This is a genomic window from Hoeflea sp. IMCC20628, from assembly GCF_001011155.1.
Classification (GTDB): domain Bacteria; phylum Pseudomonadota; class Alphaproteobacteria; order Rhizobiales; family Rhizobiaceae; genus Hoeflea.
Genome location: NZ_CP011479.1, coordinates 2,071,431 through 2,089,097, shown reverse-complemented (window position 1 = coordinate 2,089,097; position 17,667 = coordinate 2,071,431). Strand labels below are relative to the sequence as shown.

General features: G+C 56.2%; 17 protein-coding genes, 1 tRNA gene and 1 pseudogene. 15 read left to right on the top strand and 4 right to left on the bottom strand.

The features are described from left to right. Positions 1–418: 418 nt before the first annotated feature. Positions 419–1,354, bottom strand: a complete 936-nt coding sequence (locus IMCC20628_RS09935) for a LysR substrate-binding domain-containing protein (protein WP_047030082.1) — start codon at positions 1,352–1,354, stop codon at positions 419–421. Between the two features lie 95 nt (positions 1,355–1,449). On the opposite strand from IMCC20628_RS09935, the gene IMCC20628_RS09930 reads away from it, so the two are divergent. The 9 genes and pseudogenes from IMCC20628_RS09930 to IMCC20628_RS24235 all read left to right on the top strand — a co-directional run bounded on the left by IMCC20628_RS09930 (position 1,450) and on the right by IMCC20628_RS24235 (position 9,069). After that, the gene (locus tag IMCC20628_RS09930) at positions 1,450–2,451 is read left to right on the top strand and encodes a tripartite tricarboxylate transporter substrate-binding protein (RefSeq protein ID WP_082128093.1); all 1,002 of its coding nucleotides are present in this window, start codon (positions 1,450–1,452) and stop codon (positions 2,449–2,451) included. Between the two features lie 146 nt (positions 2,452–2,597). Beyond that, positions 2,598–3,494, top strand: a complete 897-nt coding sequence (locus IMCC20628_RS09925; protein ID WP_082128092.1) for a glutathione S-transferase family protein — start codon at positions 2,598–2,600, stop codon at positions 3,492–3,494. 60 nt (positions 3,495–3,554) lie between these two features. Next, positions 3,555–4,457, top strand: coding sequence for an alpha/beta hydrolase (locus tag IMCC20628_RS09920; RefSeq protein WP_047030080.1), 903 nt, complete (start codon positions 3,555–3,557; stop codon positions 4,455–4,457). Positions 4,458–4,479: 22 nt separating this feature from the next. Further along, entirely contained in the window at positions 4,480–4,962 is a 483-nt protein-coding gene (locus IMCC20628_RS09915; protein ID WP_047030079.1) for a cupin domain-containing protein, read from the top strand. An 87-nt stretch (positions 4,963–5,049) separates the two neighbouring features. Further along, on the top strand, positions 5,050–5,571 hold the full coding sequence (locus IMCC20628_RS09910) for a tripartite tricarboxylate transporter TctB family protein (RefSeq protein ID WP_047030078.1): 522 nt from the start codon (positions 5,050–5,052) through the stop codon (positions 5,569–5,571). A 3-nt stretch (positions 5,572–5,574) separates the two neighbouring features. Continuing rightward, positions 5,575–7,098 carry a tripartite tricarboxylate transporter permease gene (locus IMCC20628_RS09905; RefSeq protein ID WP_047030077.1) on the top strand — a complete coding sequence of 508 codons (1,524 nt, stop codon included), beginning with the start codon at positions 5,575–5,577 and terminating at the stop codon, positions 7,096–7,098. Positions 7,099–7,326: 228 nt separating this feature from the next. Beyond that, positions 7,327–8,106, top strand: a complete 780-nt coding sequence (locus IMCC20628_RS09900) for a sulfite exporter TauE/SafE family protein (protein ID WP_197078428.1) — start codon at positions 7,327–7,329, stop codon at positions 8,104–8,106. Positions 8,107–8,123: 17 nt separating this feature from the next. Next, positions 8,124–8,330: pseudogene (locus IMCC20628_RS25620) on the top strand (hypothetical protein); the annotation flags it as partial. A gap of 121 nt (positions 8,331–8,451) precedes the next feature. Further along, positions 8,452–9,069 (top strand): calcium-binding protein, encoded by a 618-nt coding sequence (locus IMCC20628_RS24235; protein WP_052766374.1) that lies wholly within the window; start codon positions 8,452–8,454, stop codon positions 9,067–9,069. Between the two features lie 396 nt (positions 9,070–9,465). On the opposite strand, the gene IMCC20628_RS09885 is transcribed toward IMCC20628_RS24235, so the two are convergent. Further along, positions 9,466–10,536 carry an IS66 family transposase gene (locus IMCC20628_RS09885; RefSeq protein ID WP_197078426.1) on the bottom strand — a complete coding sequence of 357 codons (1,071 nt, stop codon included), beginning with the start codon at positions 10,534–10,536 and terminating at the stop codon, positions 9,466–9,468. Between the two features lie 203 nt (positions 10,537–10,739). Continuing rightward, positions 10,740–10,829 (bottom strand) — tRNA-Ser (locus tag IMCC20628_RS09880). A gap of 407 nt (positions 10,830–11,236) precedes the next feature. On the opposite strand from IMCC20628_RS09880, the gene IMCC20628_RS09875 reads away from it, so the two are divergent. After that, positions 11,237–11,632, top strand: a complete 396-nt coding sequence (locus IMCC20628_RS09875; RefSeq protein WP_047030074.1) for a hypothetical protein — start codon at positions 11,237–11,239, stop codon at positions 11,630–11,632. 233 nt (positions 11,633–11,865) lie between these two features. Beyond that, complete coding sequence (locus tag IMCC20628_RS09870) at positions 11,866–12,870, top strand: septal ring lytic transglycosylase RlpA family protein (protein WP_052766373.1); 1,005 nt, start codon at positions 11,866–11,868, stop codon at positions 12,868–12,870. A gap of 38 nt (positions 12,871–12,908) precedes the next feature. On the opposite strand, the gene IMCC20628_RS25790 is transcribed toward IMCC20628_RS09870, so the two are convergent. Further along, positions 12,909–13,037, bottom strand: coding sequence for a hypothetical protein (locus IMCC20628_RS25790; RefSeq protein ID WP_280949431.1), 129 nt, complete (start codon positions 13,035–13,037; stop codon positions 12,909–12,911). Between IMCC20628_RS25790 and IMCC20628_RS09865 the strand changes: the two genes are divergently transcribed. The 4 genes from IMCC20628_RS09865 to metG all read left to right on the top strand — a co-directional run bounded on the left by IMCC20628_RS09865 (position 13,031) and on the right by metG (position 17,662). Next, a complete protein-coding gene (locus IMCC20628_RS09865) occupies positions 13,031–14,188 on the top strand; it encodes a D-alanyl-D-alanine carboxypeptidase family protein (RefSeq protein WP_156174465.1) in 1,158 nt (385 codons plus the stop codon). The genes IMCC20628_RS25790 and IMCC20628_RS09865 overlap by 7 nt on opposite strands. A gap of 95 nt (positions 14,189–14,283) precedes the next feature. Continuing rightward, positions 14,284–14,994, top strand: coding sequence for a dTMP kinase (tmk, locus tag IMCC20628_RS09860; RefSeq protein ID WP_047030073.1), 711 nt, complete (start codon positions 14,284–14,286; stop codon positions 14,992–14,994). After that, a complete protein-coding gene (locus IMCC20628_RS09855) occupies positions 14,991–16,010 on the top strand; it encodes a DNA polymerase III subunit delta' (protein WP_047030072.1) in 1,020 nt (339 codons plus the stop codon). Before tmk ends, IMCC20628_RS09855 begins: the two co-directional genes overlap by 4 nt. Positions 16,011–16,117: 107 nt before the next feature. Beyond that, complete coding sequence (gene metG, locus IMCC20628_RS09850) at positions 16,118–17,662, top strand: methionine--tRNA ligase (RefSeq protein WP_047032437.1); 1,545 nt, start codon at positions 16,118–16,120, stop codon at positions 17,660–17,662. Positions 17,663–17,667 lie beyond the last annotated feature (5 nt).

Below are 17,667 nucleotides of genomic sequence, written 5' to 3'. Positions count from 1 at the left end.
TATCGGGCACGATCATATCGGTGGCTAAAACTTCTGCCAGTAGTCGTCAAGGGCACCATTTCTGATCCCGCATCAACAGATTTCGGTCAGCGCAGGGTTCTCCGCTTACCGCAATTGAGAGCCGCCTCTGGAGCAAACGCAGCGAGCATTCTGTGACCTTGAAGCGGCAACACTGATGCAAATGCAGCGATTAGTGGATTTCCTGCCTTTCGACGAGATAGCCTCCGAGATGAACGTCCCAACTTCTGAAACATTGACCTCTGGCGCCGTCGCCAGCAATGTCCTCTTTCCGTAAAAATGTGAGCTATGCCAATGACCGAAATGGGGGCGCATTCCCGCCCGGCTCGTTTAGGGCACGGAAGGAGTCCGTCCGCTTCTGAAATGTGAGGGGACAGCGGCAACAAATGGTGGAACCACTTCAGCCGCCGCCGGTCTCGTTTTCGGTCGCCGAGAAAACATTGCGGCGTAGGTTTGCTGAATGTTTGAGCTGTTGCAGGAAATTGTTGTGAGCTCTGGTTTGATAGCAGTCTGTTCGATCAAGCGCGATAATCTTGACGTCTGGAAAAAGGTCAGCAACATCTCTGCTGACCAAGGGTGCATCACGAACCGGGTCAAATGTGGGTTTTGCAACGACTGAGACACCCAGGCCCAGTGCCGAATATGCCTTCATGACATCCGGATTAGAGGCCGTAATTGCGATACGAGGAAGAATGCCTTTCTGATCGAAGACATCACGCATTGAAAAGGTCGGTGTTTCAAAGGAAACAATCGGCACTGTTGAAATTGCCTCCAAGGTCAGCTCGGGCATTTGGAACAGCGGGCAATCCGGTAACCCGATCAGAATTCGCGACCAAGACTCAAGATCTGTAACTCTCAACTCAGGTGGCAGGATTATCCCCGCAGGCACTACCGCAAGATCGCACTGTATGGACTGAACCACCTCGACAACCTTGTCGGAACTCAGGACGCGCACATAGAGGTCGACGTCGGGGTAGGATTTGGTGAAGGCTTGTACTGTCTCTGCAATAAAGTAGCGCGCCATGGTTGGAGTGGTTGCGACCGACAATGTCTCCCGTCTCGTCTCGACGGCTTCCACGCTGATACGACGGATGGATTCGTGATCGCGCAAAATTCTTTCGGCAAACGGAAATATTTTCTCGCCTTCGGTTGTAAGCCCGGTCAGGCGTTTCCCCGATCTTGCAAAAAGCGTTTTGCCCAAAGCTTCCTCTATGGATTTCAGATGTTTGCTGACGACCGATTGAGAAGTGTTCAACTGCTCAGCCGCCTTCGATACATGAAATCCGGATCGAACGGTGGTCACGAACGAACGCAGCTGAAGTATCGCAAAACCCATATTCCCTCCTGGAATATTATAAGAAGATAATATCTTTGACTTGGAATATCGGTGAAGGCAAGCTTTCCGCTACGAAATGAGGGAGGAGAAACAAGATGACTTTGAGGAAGCCGACGAGGAGAGAGTTTATCGGGAGTGCCTTTTGTGCTCCTTTTGCAACTTCGCTGGGTGTGACTGGCGCTCGGTCTGACACTTTTCCTAGCCGAAACATCAATATTACGGTGCCGACCGGCGAGGGAGGCGGATCCGACCGAGACGCGCGGTTGTTCACTGAAATTCTGAAGACGCATCTCGATACGAATTTTGAGTTCGGCTTCTACCCAGGTGCCTCAGGGCAGGTGGGCTACGAATTCTACATGAACAACCGCGAGCCTGATTGTCACAACTTGATTGTCTCTTTCATGGGCGCCGAAGTCATTGTCCTGACACTGCAGGCGCCACACATCCAGATCGGTCGCGACATCACGTTCTTCCAGCAGATAATGTCTGAACCGATGGCTATTTTCTCGACGCCGGATTCCGGCATCGCGACGCTGGAAGATCTTGTGAAAAAGGCACAACAGGAGCCCATGAATATCGCGGTGCCGCGCCTGCCGCACACATCTTCAATTGGGATGCTGGCACTCGGCGAGGCCACCGGAGCCGAGTTCAACTTGATTCCGTACGGTGGCGGGGGACCGACCGCGATGGCGGTTGTCACCGGTGAAGTCCCGTGCGCCGCAATGGGTCTTTCGACGATCCTCAGCGTCGCGGACAAGGCGACAATCCTTGGGATTTTCGACAATGTTAATCCCATTCCGGACATCACGAGCGCTCCACTGGTTAATGACGTTTTCGGAAGTAAAATTCCGCCTCTCAAGAGCGGCCGGTCCTGGGCAATTCATACCAAGGCAATCGAGGATTATCCCGACCGCTTTGAAATTTTGAAGTCCGCGATCCAGAAAACCGCAACAGACCCTGCCTATGCTGACGCCGTGGCGGCGACAGGGGTGCCGCGCGAGTTGATCTATGTTGCGGGCCAGGAAGAAACCATGGAGTTTGCCGACAATCTTGTCGGACTGGCTAACCGATACAAGAGTCTTCTTTCAGCCGGGTGAGGAACGACCCGTAAAACAGTAGCAATCGCGCCAGTCCTGCCGGCTCGCGCGATCGCACCCAACCCGCTTTCTATCTGCCAGTGACCGCGTTTGATAGTTCGTTCCGGAAGGGACGTTGCGCTCAACTTTGCAAAGGATTTCTGCCAATGACAATCGAGATACTTGGAGGTCCTGGTTCCACCTGTTGTTGCAAAGTACACCTGACTGCCCTGGAAAAGGGACAAGAGGTCCGAGAGACAGAGGTAAATGTTTGGAAGCACGAGAATCTGTCAGAAGACTACTTTAAGCTCAACCGGGACGGCATGATCCCGACCGTCCTGCATGAGGGCATGGTGTTTGTGGAGTCCAGCGTCATCATGAGATACCTGGATCGACGCTTTCCCGAACCGTCACTTACGCCGAACAATCCCGTTGAGGCGATGCGGATGGATCTTCTGATGAAGGACCTTGACGACAAGTACCATGATGCGATTGCATTTCTTTCGTTTTCCGAAATCGCCCGCGACGCGAACGGAGACCTCAACGACGTGGGGAAGGCGAGACTGAATTCATTCGATGGCATCCCGGAACCCATCCGGCGCGAGCAACGAAAGCGTTCGGTATTGCTGGGCTTGTCCTCGGATGAAGGGCGTAGAGCATGTGGATTCCTCGAAACAATGGTCAAGGATATCGGCGCTGCGCTTGAACATGGACCTTTCCTGGCTGGCTCGAAATACTCTCTGGCTGATGCCGCCTTGTTGCCCTATGTGCACCGGCTTTGGATTCTGGGCTGCGAAGGCTTGTGGACCAACGAGTACCCTCAGGTAAGTATCTGGTACGAAACAATGAAGGCACGCCCGGCCTTCGACAAAGTCTTCACCAGGCACCAGGCTCGGACACGAAAACGCCAGGACCCGAATACCGAAGAAGGCGGCGTCACCTGGAAGAGGTTTCGCGAGGCTCTGGAAACCATCGGCAGCAAACCGAACGATCCGGCGGTTCGACTTTCTGCGCGCGTTTGGTCGCCGCTGGACGATTTTTCCGAGGCTGCCCTAAATGCATGAATTTAATAATGCGGCCCAGGCTTGGTTGCGTGTGACGTTCAGAAGACTGGGAGAGGCTCGATGAATGCGATGACCGTCAGGGGGAATGAGATCAACTATCGCATTATCGGTGATGCTGGCCCGATTGTCGCGCTGATGCCAGGGGAAAGGCGCCCTCATGATGAACTCGTGAACCTGGCCGAGAGTATCGCCAAGTCGGGCTGCCGGGTTCTCTTGCACGATCGCCGGAATACCGGGGCTTCAGAGATCTCGATTGATGGCGAGTCAGAGCACGTGGTCTGGGCCGAGGATCTTCTGACTCTGGTGCATCAGCTGAAAGAAGACAGTTTTTATGTCGGAGGCTCTTCGTCCGGTGCGCGCGTGGCCATCACGCTGGCCCTTCGCCATCCTGACTCCGTCCGGGGTTTGCTTCTGTGGCGTGTCACCGGAGGCGTGCATGCATCGGACAAACTCGCGAAAAAATATTACGGTGATCCGGTTGAGGTCGCAAAGAACGGGATGGCGGCCGTGTGTTCGTCGCCGCACTTCTTGGAGCCAATTTCACGTCGCGAAGGCAACCGCGAAAAACTGATGGCCATGAAACCCGAGGACTTCATCGCAACGATGCAACGCTGGCAAGCCGAATTTGTTCGCGCCGCGTCTCTGCCTGTCATCGGTGCGACGGAGGAACAAATCCGGCAACTCGCGGTCCCAGCATGCATTCTGGCCGGCAACGACAAGGTCCATTCCCCGATGACTGCAAGACGGGTCACTGGGCTGCTGCCCAAAGCCGAATTGCATGAGGACATCGTATCCTATCGTGCAGACGATGCTCTGCTTGAAGAGTGGGATCGCGGGGAATGGCGATCGGTCGAGCCAAAGATGGCGAAGATATTCGGTGCCTTCGTCAACCGAATTGAGACCGGATGCTTTGCTATCGAAAATCCTCAGCCAGACCGGGATGCGACCGGCATTAAGTCATGAGTGCATCAAAGGGAACTGAACCATGGAACTGAATATCAGGCGGGTTGTTACAGGGCACGATGAAAACGGAAAGGCTATCGTCAAGTTCGACGATCTGTCCGACACGGTGATTTCACGGCGTCCAGGTCATAAGTCCGCGGTGCTTTGGACGACGGATCGCTTTCCGTCGGACAATGCCGGACAGTCCGACGCAGCCAAGCGGGAGATTGGGACGACGGATCCCAACGGAACGGTTTTTCGGGTCGTGGAGTATCAGGCGGGCGTGGCCGGCCGTCTGCATCGAACTGACTCGGTAGACTACGCTGTGGTGATGTCCGGATCGATAGACATGGAACTGGACGATGGTGTCGTTGTGACGCTATCCGCCGGCGATGCTCTCGTCCAACGGGGCACCGTCCACAACTGGGTAAATCGAGGCCCCGAGCCGTGCCGCATTTTCTTTGTGTTGGTTGCCGCAGAACCGGTGAGTGCCGAGGCGGGCGGCAAGCTTGCGGCGTTTGGTTGAGTGTCCGGAATACCCATTCATATCAAGACGCACGAAGAAAACAGCCCTTCTTCATGCAGTTAATAGAGTCCGGGCAGGAGAAACGTGATGGCAAACCTCTCATCTGACGCTCACGAAAAGGAAATTTCGCTTGGCGCAGACCTGATCATCCCGGTCGCGGGACTCTGTTTTGGTGCCTACTATGTGTCGACGGTCTGGGGGTTGCCTTGGCAGGCGTCGTCCTTGGGCATCAGTCTGATGACCGCATTGGTGCTCGTCAGCGTCCTTCTCGGTCTACGCTTCGTTCGGGAATACCGAAACGGATTGGCCGCGCTCACCTTCGGCGACCTGTTCGGAGAAACCACCGGCGTCCTGATGAGACGGATCGGGCTTGCATTGCTGACCTGTGGCTTCGTCTATTCGATGAATTATCTTGGCTTCACAATAAGTCTTTTTATCTTCGTTGTCTCGACGGTGATCATGCTGGCTGGACCAGGCAAGATAAAGATTGCTCTGGCTATAGCGACTGGAATGTCGCTCGGAGGGTACCTGCTGTTCATCGTGCTGGTTGGGGCTCGTTTTCCACACGGTCCGTTTGAACGGGTTGCCGCCATGCTGTTTCAGAGCTGACCCATGGCATGGGACCCTGCACTTTTCGTCGAACTTGTCTTACGAGCTTTCTCGTATTGGTGGATCATCATCCCTGCCGTCCTGATCGGAACCGTCGTCGGCGCGGTACCGGGATTCAGTTCGGCCAATACAATTATCATCCTGCTGCCGCTTACGCTGGCCATGGACCCGGAGGTCTCGCTGATTTTCATGATGGCGCTTTACTCCGCGAGCCAACTGGGCAACGGGATACCGGCCATCCTCATAAACATACCAGGAACAGGAGGAGCAGCGGCTACGACGCTTGATGGCTATCCAATGTCAAAGAAGGGCGAAGCGCAGCATGCGCTGATCCTCTGCTTCGTCGCCTCGGTCGTCGGAGGCCTAATCGGAACAGCACTTGTCATCGCGTTTCTACCCTTCTTTGCGAAGGTGGGTTATGTTCTCCATAGTGTTGAGATGGTCGTGATCATGCTGTTCGGCATCGTTCTGATTGCGACAGTTGCCGCGCAGGACATGTTGAAGGGACTGTTTGCAGGCTTTCTCGGACTTATGATCGGGGCGATTGGCACCGACCAAATCTATTCCACGCCTCGAGCGACATTCGGGTTCATCGAGCTCTATGATGGTGTCCCGCTTGTACCTGCCCTGATTGGCCTTTTCGCAATCTCCGAAGCGTTCGTCATGATCGAGAACAATTCGATCCTTTCAAAAGATGGCGTTCAGAAGGCGCGTTATTCGCCTTGGTCGGAAACCTGGTTTTATGTCCGGGACTCCTTCCGGTACTCATGGCTGATGGTCTGGACTTCCATAATCGGTCTTGTGATCGGAATTGTGCCAGGTGCCGGAGCAAGCATCGCTGCATTTGTCGCTTACCAGCAAGCGCGCGCGTTTTCCAAGACACCCAGCCTGTTTGGAACCGGCGTACCGGAGGGCGTCATTGCACCGGAGGCCGCCAATAACGGTGTCACTTCGGGCACCTTGGTCCCACTTTTGGCAATCGGTGTTCCTGGCGGAGCAACAGCAGCAATCATGATGGTCGTTTTGCAGTATCAGGGCATCACTTTGGGGCCCAGGATTTTCACCGAGCGACCGGAAATGGCCTATGGCGTCTTCATATCGATGTTCGTGGCCTACCTGTTCATGATCGTGCTCGTTGTACCATTGGCGCGCTACATGGCCCGGGTAACTTTGGTGCCGACCTATTTTCTCGCACCCATGATTATCGGGTTTACAACAGTAGGTGCCTTCGCCCCCAGGGGGTTCCAGTTTGATATGGTTCTGGCGCTGGTGTTTGGGATTCTCGGGTTCCTCGCACGCAAAACGGGGTATCACGTCACCGCGATCCTCATCGGGATTATTCTTGGTCCTCTTTTCGAACAGTATCTCATGCGCTCCTTGCGGCTTTCACAGGGCGACCCGATGGTCCTTTTCTCATCGAATGTCGCGAATGTCCTGTGGGTGGCGCTTGTTGCCTCAATTTTGCTTCCGATACTTCGTGAGAGGAGGCAACAGAGAAAAATACTATTGGACGATGCCAACGAATAAAGCGAAGCGAGCGATCTGAATAAGGTTCAAATATTAATTTCCCAAGGTCGCTCGCTTTCACTCCCGGGAAAAGGATACTGCAAATCAATGTCTCAAATTGCTCGCCTGTATGTTTAGCGGTGTTGGTTTTATGACAAAGGAATTCTGCCTGTTTTTGCCGTGCCAAAGGCTGGATCGTAAATCAGTGGAAGGATTGTCGATTCCATCTGCTCTGTCTCGACGATGAACATGTTTGGCGCGATTATATTCGAAGGTCTGTCGTTTTGGCAGTTGGCGCTATTATTGGCCGCCTACGCGCTGGCATTCGTTATCAAAGGCGTTTTTGGTTACGGAGCAATTCTGCCAATGATCCTCATGGGGTCTTTCGTGATGCCACCGCACCAAGCAATTATTCTGGCCGGCCTCGTCAATCTTGCGTCTCAGGTCGTTCTCGTGCCGGATGGTTTGAAGTACGGCAATCATTGTCTGGCTGGACGGATGATACTTTTTATAATACCGGCGGTGATCGTCGGCGTCCTTATGTTTCGGCTCCTCGAACCTGCTGCATTGCAGTTCACCGTCGGGTTTTTGTTATTGCTAATTCTTCTTGCAGAGGGCGCAGCCTGGCAAAAGCGAGTGCTTCCGTTCGTCAAGGCGAGACAAAATTTCTTTAGTGGCGCTGCTGCGCTGATCGCTGGTCTGCTTTCGGGACTCGTGGGGGCCGGAGCAATGATATTTCTTTCTGTTTATCTCCATACTGTCATCACGGAACGACTGGCGCTCAGGGGCACGATAATCCTCATAGTTACTGCTATGTTGGCGTGGCGGATGCTACTGCTTGTCTGGGCCGATTTTTTAAACTGGGATATTGCGCTTGAAGCGCTAATCTTGCTCCCTGTTGCTGTCTTGTTCATTCAGATCGGTCGAACCATCGCGCAACGCCTCTCCAACGATATTTTTTTCCGGGCCTACAGGATATTCATGATTTTTGGGTCAGTGGGTTTGATGCTCCGTGGCGCGGTCCAATAGATGAATATGTTGCGGATATGTTCCGATCTTATTCTAGTCCTGCCAGGGGATGTCCACTTTTCGGAATTTGTGCCGGAACCGCGACGACCCTCTCGGGGTTCACCACTGAGACACTCACTTCCATTGAAAATGTCATCGGCTCGAACGGCAATGACACCATCACAGGCACGGCTTACCGCAATGATCTCGACGGTGGCGGTGGCGACGACATGTTGATCGGTGGCGGTGGCATCGATGACTATTATGGCGGTGCAGGTTTCGATACCCTCGACCTGTCGGGCAGCAACTCGAAATGGCGCGTCGATCTTGACAACGGCACAGCCGAATTGAAGACGGCGACTAGCAATGTCCACAGTGTCGATTTCAAAGATATCGAGTGTCATCGGCCCGCGCAACAGCCTCGCCCTTTTGGGGACAAGCAGAAAAGAAGTAGCGCGTGGTGGCAGTTTTTCCGACATCTTCTACACCCGCGGCGGCGTTGACGAGTTCCATGGCGGGCTTGGCAGCGACACGATTTCGTTCAGCGGATATGGAGAGGGTCTGACCATTCGTGGCTCAGCAGGCTATGCCCGACTTGGCGACGGCACGCAGGTGACGACCTTCACCGGGATCGAAAACATTTTCGCAACGTCTGACGACGACGACATCACCGGCAATTCCGGTCCCAATACGATCCTCGGCCGGGCCGGCAGCGACACCATCAATGGCGGCTCCGGCGATGACATCATCCAGGGCGGGCTCGGGCGCGATCTGCTGACCGGAGGACGCGGTAACGATACCATAGACGGCGGCACCGACCCGAACGACTACGCCTTCTTCTCAGGCAACCAGAGCGATTTCAACATCACCACCGTCGGCGACGTCACCACCGTCGAGTGGATCGGCGCCGGCAGCGGTGACGGCACCGACACACTGACCAACATCGAATTCCTCGGCTTCGATGACGGGTTCTATTACCTGTGATTTTTGGACGGCTTTTTGAAATGCGCGTTTGCAGCGCGGACAAGCCGCGATCGTTTTGCCGGCGAAGCCGATGGCATCTGGTTCGTCATTTTTCGGCAGAGCCGACTATATCCACGATCTATCCTGTCTCCGGACGGTTGATCCGGGCCGGGCATCCGGTATCGACAGAATTTTCCATCTTGCGACCAACAACCGCCAAGCTTGCACCTGATCAACCGCAGCCGTTGCGGCACAGGTCCGGTCAGGATCCGGTCTGCCCGCGGCAGCACGAACAACGTGGTTGGATTCATTCATATGCAGGTCTTGGATTTGGATCGGTCTTGTGACCACTGCCCTTTGGTGACGTGAAGGTAATTACCCACCCCTGAATTTATGATTTCGGGCCTTGATGTCGGCCTACGCCAAGACGGATGCGATAACCTGGAAGGGATTTGCGCCTTTAAGGCGGGCGGTATCGACGGTTGTGCGTACATCCGCCTCGGCTTGGGCGGCCCACATGGCGCGATATCCGTTTGTCACCTTTCTCTGAATGACCCATGGACGGAGCTTTCGCTCAGATGTGTTGTTGGTGACATCGACTTCTCCGGGATAGTCGCAAAACGTCAGCAGCTGATCGCGGGCCCGCCCGATCTTGGCCTGGAGCTTTTGGGCCAGGTCGCATGAAGTCGGGGCGCATAGAAGCCCGGCAAGCTGTTTATCGAATTTGCGCTTCTTGCTTGCGACGGTAGACGCAGCGAATGTGCTTATGGCTCTGGCGAAATCAAACACACGGCCAAACCAAAGCTGGAAGCGAAGAGGGAGATCATCCTCGCCATGTTCCAGCGCAAAGGCTGTATCACGCGCCAAATGTGCAAGGCAGGTTTGATGTCGATGGCCGTGAGATTGCTGGGCTGAATACCGATCAGATATCCATACCTCGGGGACATGGCCGCCCATGGTCTCGTGAACGACCCGTGCTGCACGGGAGTAATCGGGCTGGTGGACAACGGCATCCTTGCAATGAAAAACCCAGTGTTGGGCATTTGTGCCCTCAATACGCACACCGGTTTCGTCGCTGGCGACAACGCGGGCGGCTCGAAGGCTGGCCTTGGCGGCCTGTGCTGTGGCCTGGAAGCTCGGACGGGAGCGGGCAAACATGTTCATGATCGCGCCCTCGCTCGCATGGAGGCCGAAGATATCCATGAACACACCGCTCAGGCGTTCGTAAGACAATGCATGGAAACTCTTGAGGTAGATCGCCAGCGCGTGAATGCCTGGCCCGAACGGCGTTGCGGTTGCCACGGCAGGTGCGGTGGCTTTTGTCGTCGTGCCGCATTGCGGGCAATGACAGGAAAAACGCCGATGCCGGGTGACATGAGGACGGATCGCAGGAATATCGATCTCGTCATAGGCCCCGGCCAGCACCATCGTATCATCACCGGAAAACGCATGGCCGCATCTCTTGCAGGCGTGTCCGTCGTCAGACAAAAACTGCAAAATCTTCAAACAACACACTCGCCGCGATGCAAGGGGATGGAAAACTCTCCAGGTCGCCTGCAACAGTGAATTAGCCATTCTGCAACAGTTCTGAAGTCGCAGCATTGTTGCAGCTCATGTTGACAATGTTGCAGGCAACTCCAAAAGCTCCGAAGAGCCGTCAACTGATTTTGATAAGATAATTCAAATGGTTGTGGCGGAGGGGGTGGGATTCGAACCCACGGTACGGTCTCCCGCACGCCGGTTTTCAAGACCGGTGCCTTAAACCGCTCGGCCACCCCTCCGGGGGTATCGGGGCCAAATCAATCCATCCCCGTCTGACTTGACGGTTCTGGCAACGTGTTGCCTCAATGCGGTTGGCGCGCTTTTATCTCTGCATCGCGCGTGGCGTCAACTGGTTTCGACATGAAGCGTCAGCTGGTTTGGTTATCAAGACGCAACCGCGGCTGTACCTTTGGATATGGTTTGAGCCACGTCTGGCTGAGCTGCCGGCTAACCGATTACCCGGTGATGGGTATTGTCAGGTGCAGGGGAAGGGTGGGCGGCAGCGAAATTGCTCTGCCCGGGCAAGGCGCGAACCGGGGCCTGTTCCCGCTGGGATGTCGACGCGGAGACGAAATACGAGCCGGCAATGAAACCAATATGCCTCCACCTGCGTATTGCTTCACAGACAATACACATGGAGGTGGTCATGTCGCACAAAATGAAATCACTCGGTCTTGGCGCCTTGCTGGCCGTCGCTCTTGCTCCGGCAGCGTTGAGCGCCGAATGGTTGACGGGCTCCGAGCTCAAGCGCTTTGTCAACGGCAAGTTGGTCTATCTGGCCACGCCCTTCAGCGGCGAGTTTCCGCTCAACTACAAGAGGTCCGGAATTGTCACCGGTGATGGTACATCGCTCGGCCTGGGAAAGTTCCTGGCGCCGACTGAAAATGGCCGCTGGTGGGTGAAAGGCGAAAATCTGTGCCAGCAGTGGCCGACCTGGTATGGCGGCAAAGCCACCTGTTTCCGAATCGAAAAGACCGGCGAGCAAACGCTGAACTGGATCCGCGATGATGGCCGTCGTGGCAAGGCGCGCATCGATGGCTAGAATACCGCGCGTTTGATGGAAGAAAGCCCTCAGTCTTCATGTTTTGTTGACCATGTTGACCGCATTGGCCATATGAAGTTGGCACTCAACGCAATTTTGCCATTTTGCCGGGCGATCTAAACTTCCGATTAGGACATCGGACGCATTGATCGAAGGGGACGGCTTTGCAGGGGACTTACTGCCAGGCCACATTGGCGACAGCCAGAGTATCGAGTAGCGATGTGGGACACAAATTGATCTATCAGACCGGGGCAGGGCTGCGCGTTGCAGCCCGTATTTCCGTGCTCGCACTTCTCGCGCTTGGCGTCGCCGGGTGTGGTTCGACGTCAAACTCGAAGTCGAAGTCTTCGCCGTCGCACATCAATACCAAAACCAAGTTTTCGGTCACGGAGTATGGCGTCGCCGCCAGCCCGCGCATGAGCACGGCCAAACGTCCGAAGAAGGGTGGCGGCCGCGCAATGGTTGGCAAGCCTTACCGGGTTCGGGGCAAGTGGTACACGCCGAAGGAAGACGAAAATTACGACAAGGCAGGCCTCGCCTCCTGGTATGGTCCCAACTTTCATGGCCGGTTGACCGCCAACGGCGAGATTTATGACCAGTTCCATTTGTCAGGAGCGCATCCGACATTTCCGCTGCCGAGTTATGCGCGTGTTACCAATAAAAAGAACGGTAATTCGGTCGTCATCCGGATCAATGACCGGGGGCCCTTTGCGCACGGGCGCATTGTCGACGTGTCCAGTCAGGCGGCCGAACTGCTTGATATGAAACAGGAGGGCGTAGCCGCAGTCCGGGTTGAATATGTGGGACGAGCGCCGGTCGAGGGCGATGATACGCGCTATCTGATGGCAAGCTACCGGCCTGGCGGTTCCGACGCACCTGCAGGCGGCGTCATCGCAACCGGCGTTATGATGGCAATGAACTCTGTGGATTCGGCATTGCCTGGCGTAAATGCAGGATCGCAGGGGAGGGTGCCTCCGGCCGCTGTCGGGGCTGCGACCGCGTTCCAGCCCGGTGTGGCGAGCATGGCATTCGGGTCTGTTTCGGATATTCCAACCGGTTTTGCACTGCCCTCCATCGGTCCGGTGCTGATTGATCGACCTTCGTTCGAGACCCCGCTGGCGGCAATCGACCAGCCAACAGATCTGCGCGATGTCGGCATGGCATTTTGGGGCGGGCGTGTGGTTGCATCGCAGCGTCGGTTTGACGTGGTACTCGGGACGCCAGCACAACAGCGCTGAAAGTTCCCGTAGCCGCCGGCATTTTGGTCATGCCAGTCTCACTCCTGACCAGAGCCATCTTCGACAACGCCATTGTTCAATTCTCTCAAGGCATTGATCCCATCCGGCTTGATTGCTAGTTTGGCGCAAATACGAATTTCTCCGTCGATGGATGGCTTCAATGTCACGGTTGGTCCTTGCCCGCCTGTTGGTTGCCTTGACGCTGCTGGTCTGCGGGTTAGCAGCGCCGGTGCAGGCACAGCTTTTTGAAACGCGGGCTGAACAGGCCTATCTGATCGACGCTGATACCGGCACGGTGCTGTTCGCCAAGAATGAAAATGATCTGGTGCCGCCAGCCTCCCTTGCCAAGTTGATGACCATGGAAGTGGTGTTCAATGCCATTCACACCGGCCGGCTGACCCTTGATGACACATTTCAGGTCTCCGAAAACGCCTGGAGGACCGGGGGGGCGGCATCGCGCACCTCGACGATGTTTGCCGAGCTCAAGTCATCCATTCCCCTGGTTGACCTGATTCAAGGTGTGATTGTGCAATCGGCCAATGATGGCTGCATCATCATCGCCGAAGGCATGGCCGGATCTGAAGACAATTTCGCCCGGCTGATGACGGAACGCGCTCGCGACATCGGCTTGACCCGGTCGGTGTTTGGCAATTCGAGCGGTTTGCCGCATCCGGACTCCAAAGTCACGATGAAGGATCTGGTCACGCTGGCCCGTCACATCCAGTCGACCTATCCGGAGTTCTACCGCTATTATTCGCAAACAGACTTCACCTGGAACAAGATATTGCAGCGCAATCGCAATCCGCTGTTGCGGCTTGATATCGGCGTCGACGGGTTGAAGACCGGTTTTACGGAGGAATCCGGCTACGGCATCGTTGCGTCGATCAACCGCGAAGGGCGGCGGCTGTTTTTGGCCATGGGCGGAATGGCCAGTGAACGGGAGCGCGCCGAGGAATCACGCAAGATGCTGGAGTGGGGCATCCGTGCGTTCGAACGCAAAACCCTGTTTGCCAAGGATGAAACCATTGGCGAACTCAGTGTCTATGGCGGGGTGGGCAAGGCGATTGTGAAGGCAAAGGGCGGTATCGACATCTTCATGCCGATCACCAATCCGGACCGGTTGTCAGCGCGAATCACCTATCGCTGGCCGTTGCGCGCGCCTCTTGAAGCGGGAGCAGAAGTGGGCGTCCTGAAGGTCTATATCGGCGACACGCTGTCCCAGGAAACACCTCTCTACGTCACCGAAGCTGTTGACAAGGGCCCCTTGCATACACAAGCGCTCGACGCACTGCTCGAACTCGCGCAATTCTGGCTATAACTGGCCTTGCAAGCGTTCATTTCCAAACCAAAATGCTCTAGACACGAACGATCCGGTTATGCCGGGGAGATTCATCAACAGGCTTCGGGCGCTCAATGCGCGTCAAATGGCCGGGAAAGCAGAACGTGACGAAAAGCACAGGGCGCTTCATAACCTTTGAAGGCGGGGAGGGGGTCGGCAAGTCGACCCAGATCCATCGGCTGGCCGATATGCTGCGCCGCCGCGGGCATGATGTGCTGGTCACGCGTGAACCCGGCGGTTCGCTCGGCGCAGAGGCCGTGCGGCATGTACTGCTGTCCGGTGCGGCGGAAGAATTCGGCGTTCGCATGGAGGCCATGCTGTTTGCCGCCGCGCGCAGCGATCATGTCGAAGAGGTGATCCGTCCTGCAGTTGATCAGGGGACCATCGTTCTTTGCGACCGGTTTATGGATTCAAGCCGGGTCTATCAGGGGGTGACAGGCAATCTCGAGCCGCAATTCATCCGCAATCTCGAACGTATTGCCATCAATGGCATGACGCCCGACCTGACGCTGGTGCTGGATTTGCCGGCCGAAACCGGTTTGCGCCGCGCCAAGGCGCGCGAGAACAAGGACGCAGTCCCCGACCGTTTCGAAAAAGAGGAACTGTCGACCCACGAAAAACGCCGCGAGGCTTTTCTTGAATTGACCCAGAAAGAGCCGGACCGCTGCAAACTGATTGATGCCAGCCGATCGCAGGATGGAGTGGCGCTTGCGATCCTGGCCGCTGTTGAGCCCGTGCTCGATACCAGCGAGACCGGCGCGCCGGCGCAGGATCGAAAGATATGAAAGATGCGCAACCGGGTTTGCTGGAGGGCGCCATACCGCCTGAACGCAACACGGCGCTTTTCGGCCATGACCCTGCCCAGACGTTTCTGGCCAATGCTTACCGGTCCGGGCGGATGCACCATGCGATTCTGATCGAAGGCGCGGAAGGGATCGGCAAGGCAACACTGGCCTACCGCTTCGCCCACCATGTGCTGACCTATCCCGATCCGCTCGCCGCCCCCGAACATATTGCTGACCCTGATCCCGATGATGCGGTTGGCCGTCAGATCGCCAGCGGCGCCTCCCACAATGTGCTGCATCTGGCCCGTCCGGTGGACGAGAAGACCGGCAAGGTCAAATCCGTCATCACAGTCGACGAGGTGCGCCGCTCGTCCAAATTTTTTGGCCAGACATCGGGAACCGGAAACTGGCGGATCGCCATCATAGATCCGGCTGACGATCTCAACCGCAACGCCGCCAATGCCATTCTCAAGATCCTCGAAGAGCCGCCAAAGCGCGCCCTATTCCTGGTGTTGTCGCATACACCGGGGCGGCTTTTGCCGACCATCCGCTCGCGCTGCCTGTCACTCAGGTTGCAGCCGCTTTCGGCGCCGGATCTGGACCTTGCGCTTGGCCATCTTGGCGCCGCGCCTGGCGAAACCGATTCGATCATCCAGTTGAGCGAAGGCAGTGTGGCGCGGGCGTTGATGCTGAGAAATTATGGCGGCGTCGACATTGCCGAGGCTTTCGTCGACATTCTCGAACGTGGCAGCCTCGACAACCGCGAGCCGATATACAAGCTGGCCGAAACGCTGGCCGCTCGAGACCGCGACGTGGCCTACCATTTCTTCACCGAACTGGCTGTCGACCGGGTTCGGGTCATGGCCAGTCAGGCCGGCGTATCTGGCGATTTGGCGGAAGCCGACCGGCTGGCAAATCTTTCAACCGTGCTGGTTGAGCATTTTGCCACGGCTGCGGCTTACAATCTCGACCGCAAGCAGACGGTGCTGCACGTGTTTTCGCTGTTTTTCGGGTAGATCACAGCGCACAGGGGCATGGCATCAGACGGCATTATCGCTTATGACGACGACAAATGCGGATCAGCATGCGGATCCTCGTAAAGACATTGCATCTGAAGGCGACCATGAACACCGAACGCTATTACATCACCACACCGATCTTCTATCCCAACGGGGTGCCGCATATCGGCCATGCCTACACGGCGATCGCAACGGATGTTGTTGCGCGGTTCCAGCGGCTGGACGGCAAGGATGTGTTCTTTCTTTCGGGCACCGACGAACACGGCCAGAAGATGCAGCAGACCGCCGAGAAGGAAGGCATCGAGCCCATTGAGCTCGCGGACAAGAACTCAGCCGTGTTCCGCGACATGCTGGTTCAGCTCAACTGCTCCAATGATGATTTCATCCGCACCACCGAAGAGCGTCACAAGCTTTCCGTGCAGGAATTGTGGCGCCGGATGGAAGCCAATGGCGATATCTATCTGGGCAATTATGGCGGCTGGTATTCCGTGCGGCAGGAAGCCTATTTCGACGAGGCTGAAACCACACTTGGTGAAGATGGTGTTCGCCGCGAACCGCTTGGCTCACCCGTCGAATGGGTGGAGGAAGAAAGCTATTATTTCCGGCTGTCGGCCTATGAAGACAAGCTGCTGGAACTGTTCGAGAAAAACCCGGATTTCGTGGCGCCGGCAGAACGGCGCAATGAAGTGGCAAGCTTCGTCAAAACCGGCCTGAGAGACCTGTCGATTTCGCGCACGACATTTGACTGGGGCGTTCCGGTACCGGGCAATGACAAGCATGTCATGTATGTCTGGGTTGACGCGCTGACCAACTACATCACGGCCTGCGGCTTCCCTGACGAGGCTTCAGACAAGTGGAACTACTGGCCTGCTGTCCACATGATCGGCAAGGACATTGTCCGCTTCCACGCCGTCTATTGGCCGGCCTTCCTGATGTCGGCCGGACTGGAGCTTCCGGCAAAAGTGTTCGCGCACGGTTTCTTGCTGGTCAAGGGCGAGAAGATGTCGAAGTCGATCGGCAATGTCGTCGATCCGTTCGCCTTGATCGAGGCCTACGGGCTTGATCAGGTTCGGTATTTCTTCATGCGCGAAGTGCCGTTCGGGCAGGATGGCAGCTACAGCCCTGAAACGATTGCCACGCGGATCAATTCCGATCTCGCCAATGGCATTGGCAATCTCGCCAGTCGGTCCTTGTCGATGATCAACAAGAACTGCGATGGCAAGATGCCAGCCTGCGGTCCCTTGACCGACGACGACAGGGCGCTTTTGAGCACCATAGACACGGTGATTGCAAGCGTGCGCGCCGATATGGCGAATTTCCAGATCCACAAAGCCTTGGCCTCGATCATCGACGTCGTCGCCGATGGCGACCGCTATTTTGCCAGTCATGAGCCCTGGGCGCTGAAAAAGACCGATCCGGCGCGGATGGAAACCGTGCTCTATGTCACGGCGGAAACCGTGCGCCAGATTTCGATCCTGTTGCTGCCGTTCATGCCGGAATCTGCAGGCAAGCTGCTCGATCTGGTCGCCGCACCGGCTGACAAGCGCGATTTCAAGGCCCTTGGTGAGGTCGGGCGGCTTGCAGCCGGCACACCGATCGACAAGCCCACGCCGATCTTCCCGCGCTATGTCGCGCCTGAGGAGGCGTGAGCCGA

What these genes read in the sequence shown, in the direction of transcription:
- IMCC20628_RS09935 (WP_047030082.1), bottom strand. Translation starts at nt 1,354, where the DNA reads ATGGGTTTTGCGATACTTCAGCTGCGTTCGTTCGTGACCACCGTTCGA.
- IMCC20628_RS09915 (WP_047030079.1), top strand. Translation starts at nt 4,480, where the DNA reads ATGGAACTGAATATCAGGCGGGTTGTTACAGGGCACGATGAAAACGGA.
- IMCC20628_RS24235 (WP_052766374.1), top strand. Translation starts at nt 8,452, where the DNA reads ATGTCCACAGTGTCGATTTCAAAGATATCGAGTGTCATCGGCCCGCGC.
- IMCC20628_RS09930 (WP_082128093.1), top strand. Translation starts at nt 1,450, where the DNA reads ATGACTTTGAGGAAGCCGACGAGGAGAGAGTTTATCGGGAGTGCCTTT.
- IMCC20628_RS09875 (WP_047030074.1), top strand. Translation starts at nt 11,237, where the DNA reads ATGTCGCACAAAATGAAATCACTCGGTCTTGGCGCCTTGCTGGCCGTC.
- metG (WP_047032437.1), top strand. Translation starts at nt 16,118, where the DNA reads ATGAACACCGAACGCTATTACATCACCACACCGATCTTCTATCCCAAC.
- IMCC20628_RS09855 (WP_047030072.1), top strand. Translation starts at nt 14,991, where the DNA reads ATGAAAGATGCGCAACCGGGTTTGCTGGAGGGCGCCATACCGCCTGAA.
- IMCC20628_RS09910 (WP_047030078.1), top strand. Translation starts at nt 5,050, where the DNA reads ATGGCAAACCTCTCATCTGACGCTCACGAAAAGGAAATTTCGCTTGGC.
- IMCC20628_RS09920 (WP_047030080.1), top strand. Translation starts at nt 3,555, where the DNA reads ATGAATGCGATGACCGTCAGGGGGAATGAGATCAACTATCGCATTATC.
- IMCC20628_RS09905 (WP_047030077.1), top strand. Translation starts at nt 5,575, where the DNA reads ATGGCATGGGACCCTGCACTTTTCGTCGAACTTGTCTTACGAGCTTTC.
- IMCC20628_RS09865 (WP_156174465.1), top strand. Translation starts at nt 13,031, where the DNA reads ATGTCACGGTTGGTCCTTGCCCGCCTGTTGGTTGCCTTGACGCTGCTG.
- IMCC20628_RS09925 (WP_082128092.1), top strand. Translation starts at nt 2,598, where the DNA reads ATGACAATCGAGATACTTGGAGGTCCTGGTTCCACCTGTTGTTGCAAA.
- IMCC20628_RS09900 (WP_197078428.1), top strand. Translation starts at nt 7,327, where the DNA reads ATGTTTGGCGCGATTATATTCGAAGGTCTGTCGTTTTGGCAGTTGGCG.
- tmk (WP_047030073.1), top strand. Translation starts at nt 14,284, where the DNA reads ATGCGCGTCAAATGGCCGGGAAAGCAGAACGTGACGAAAAGCACAGGG.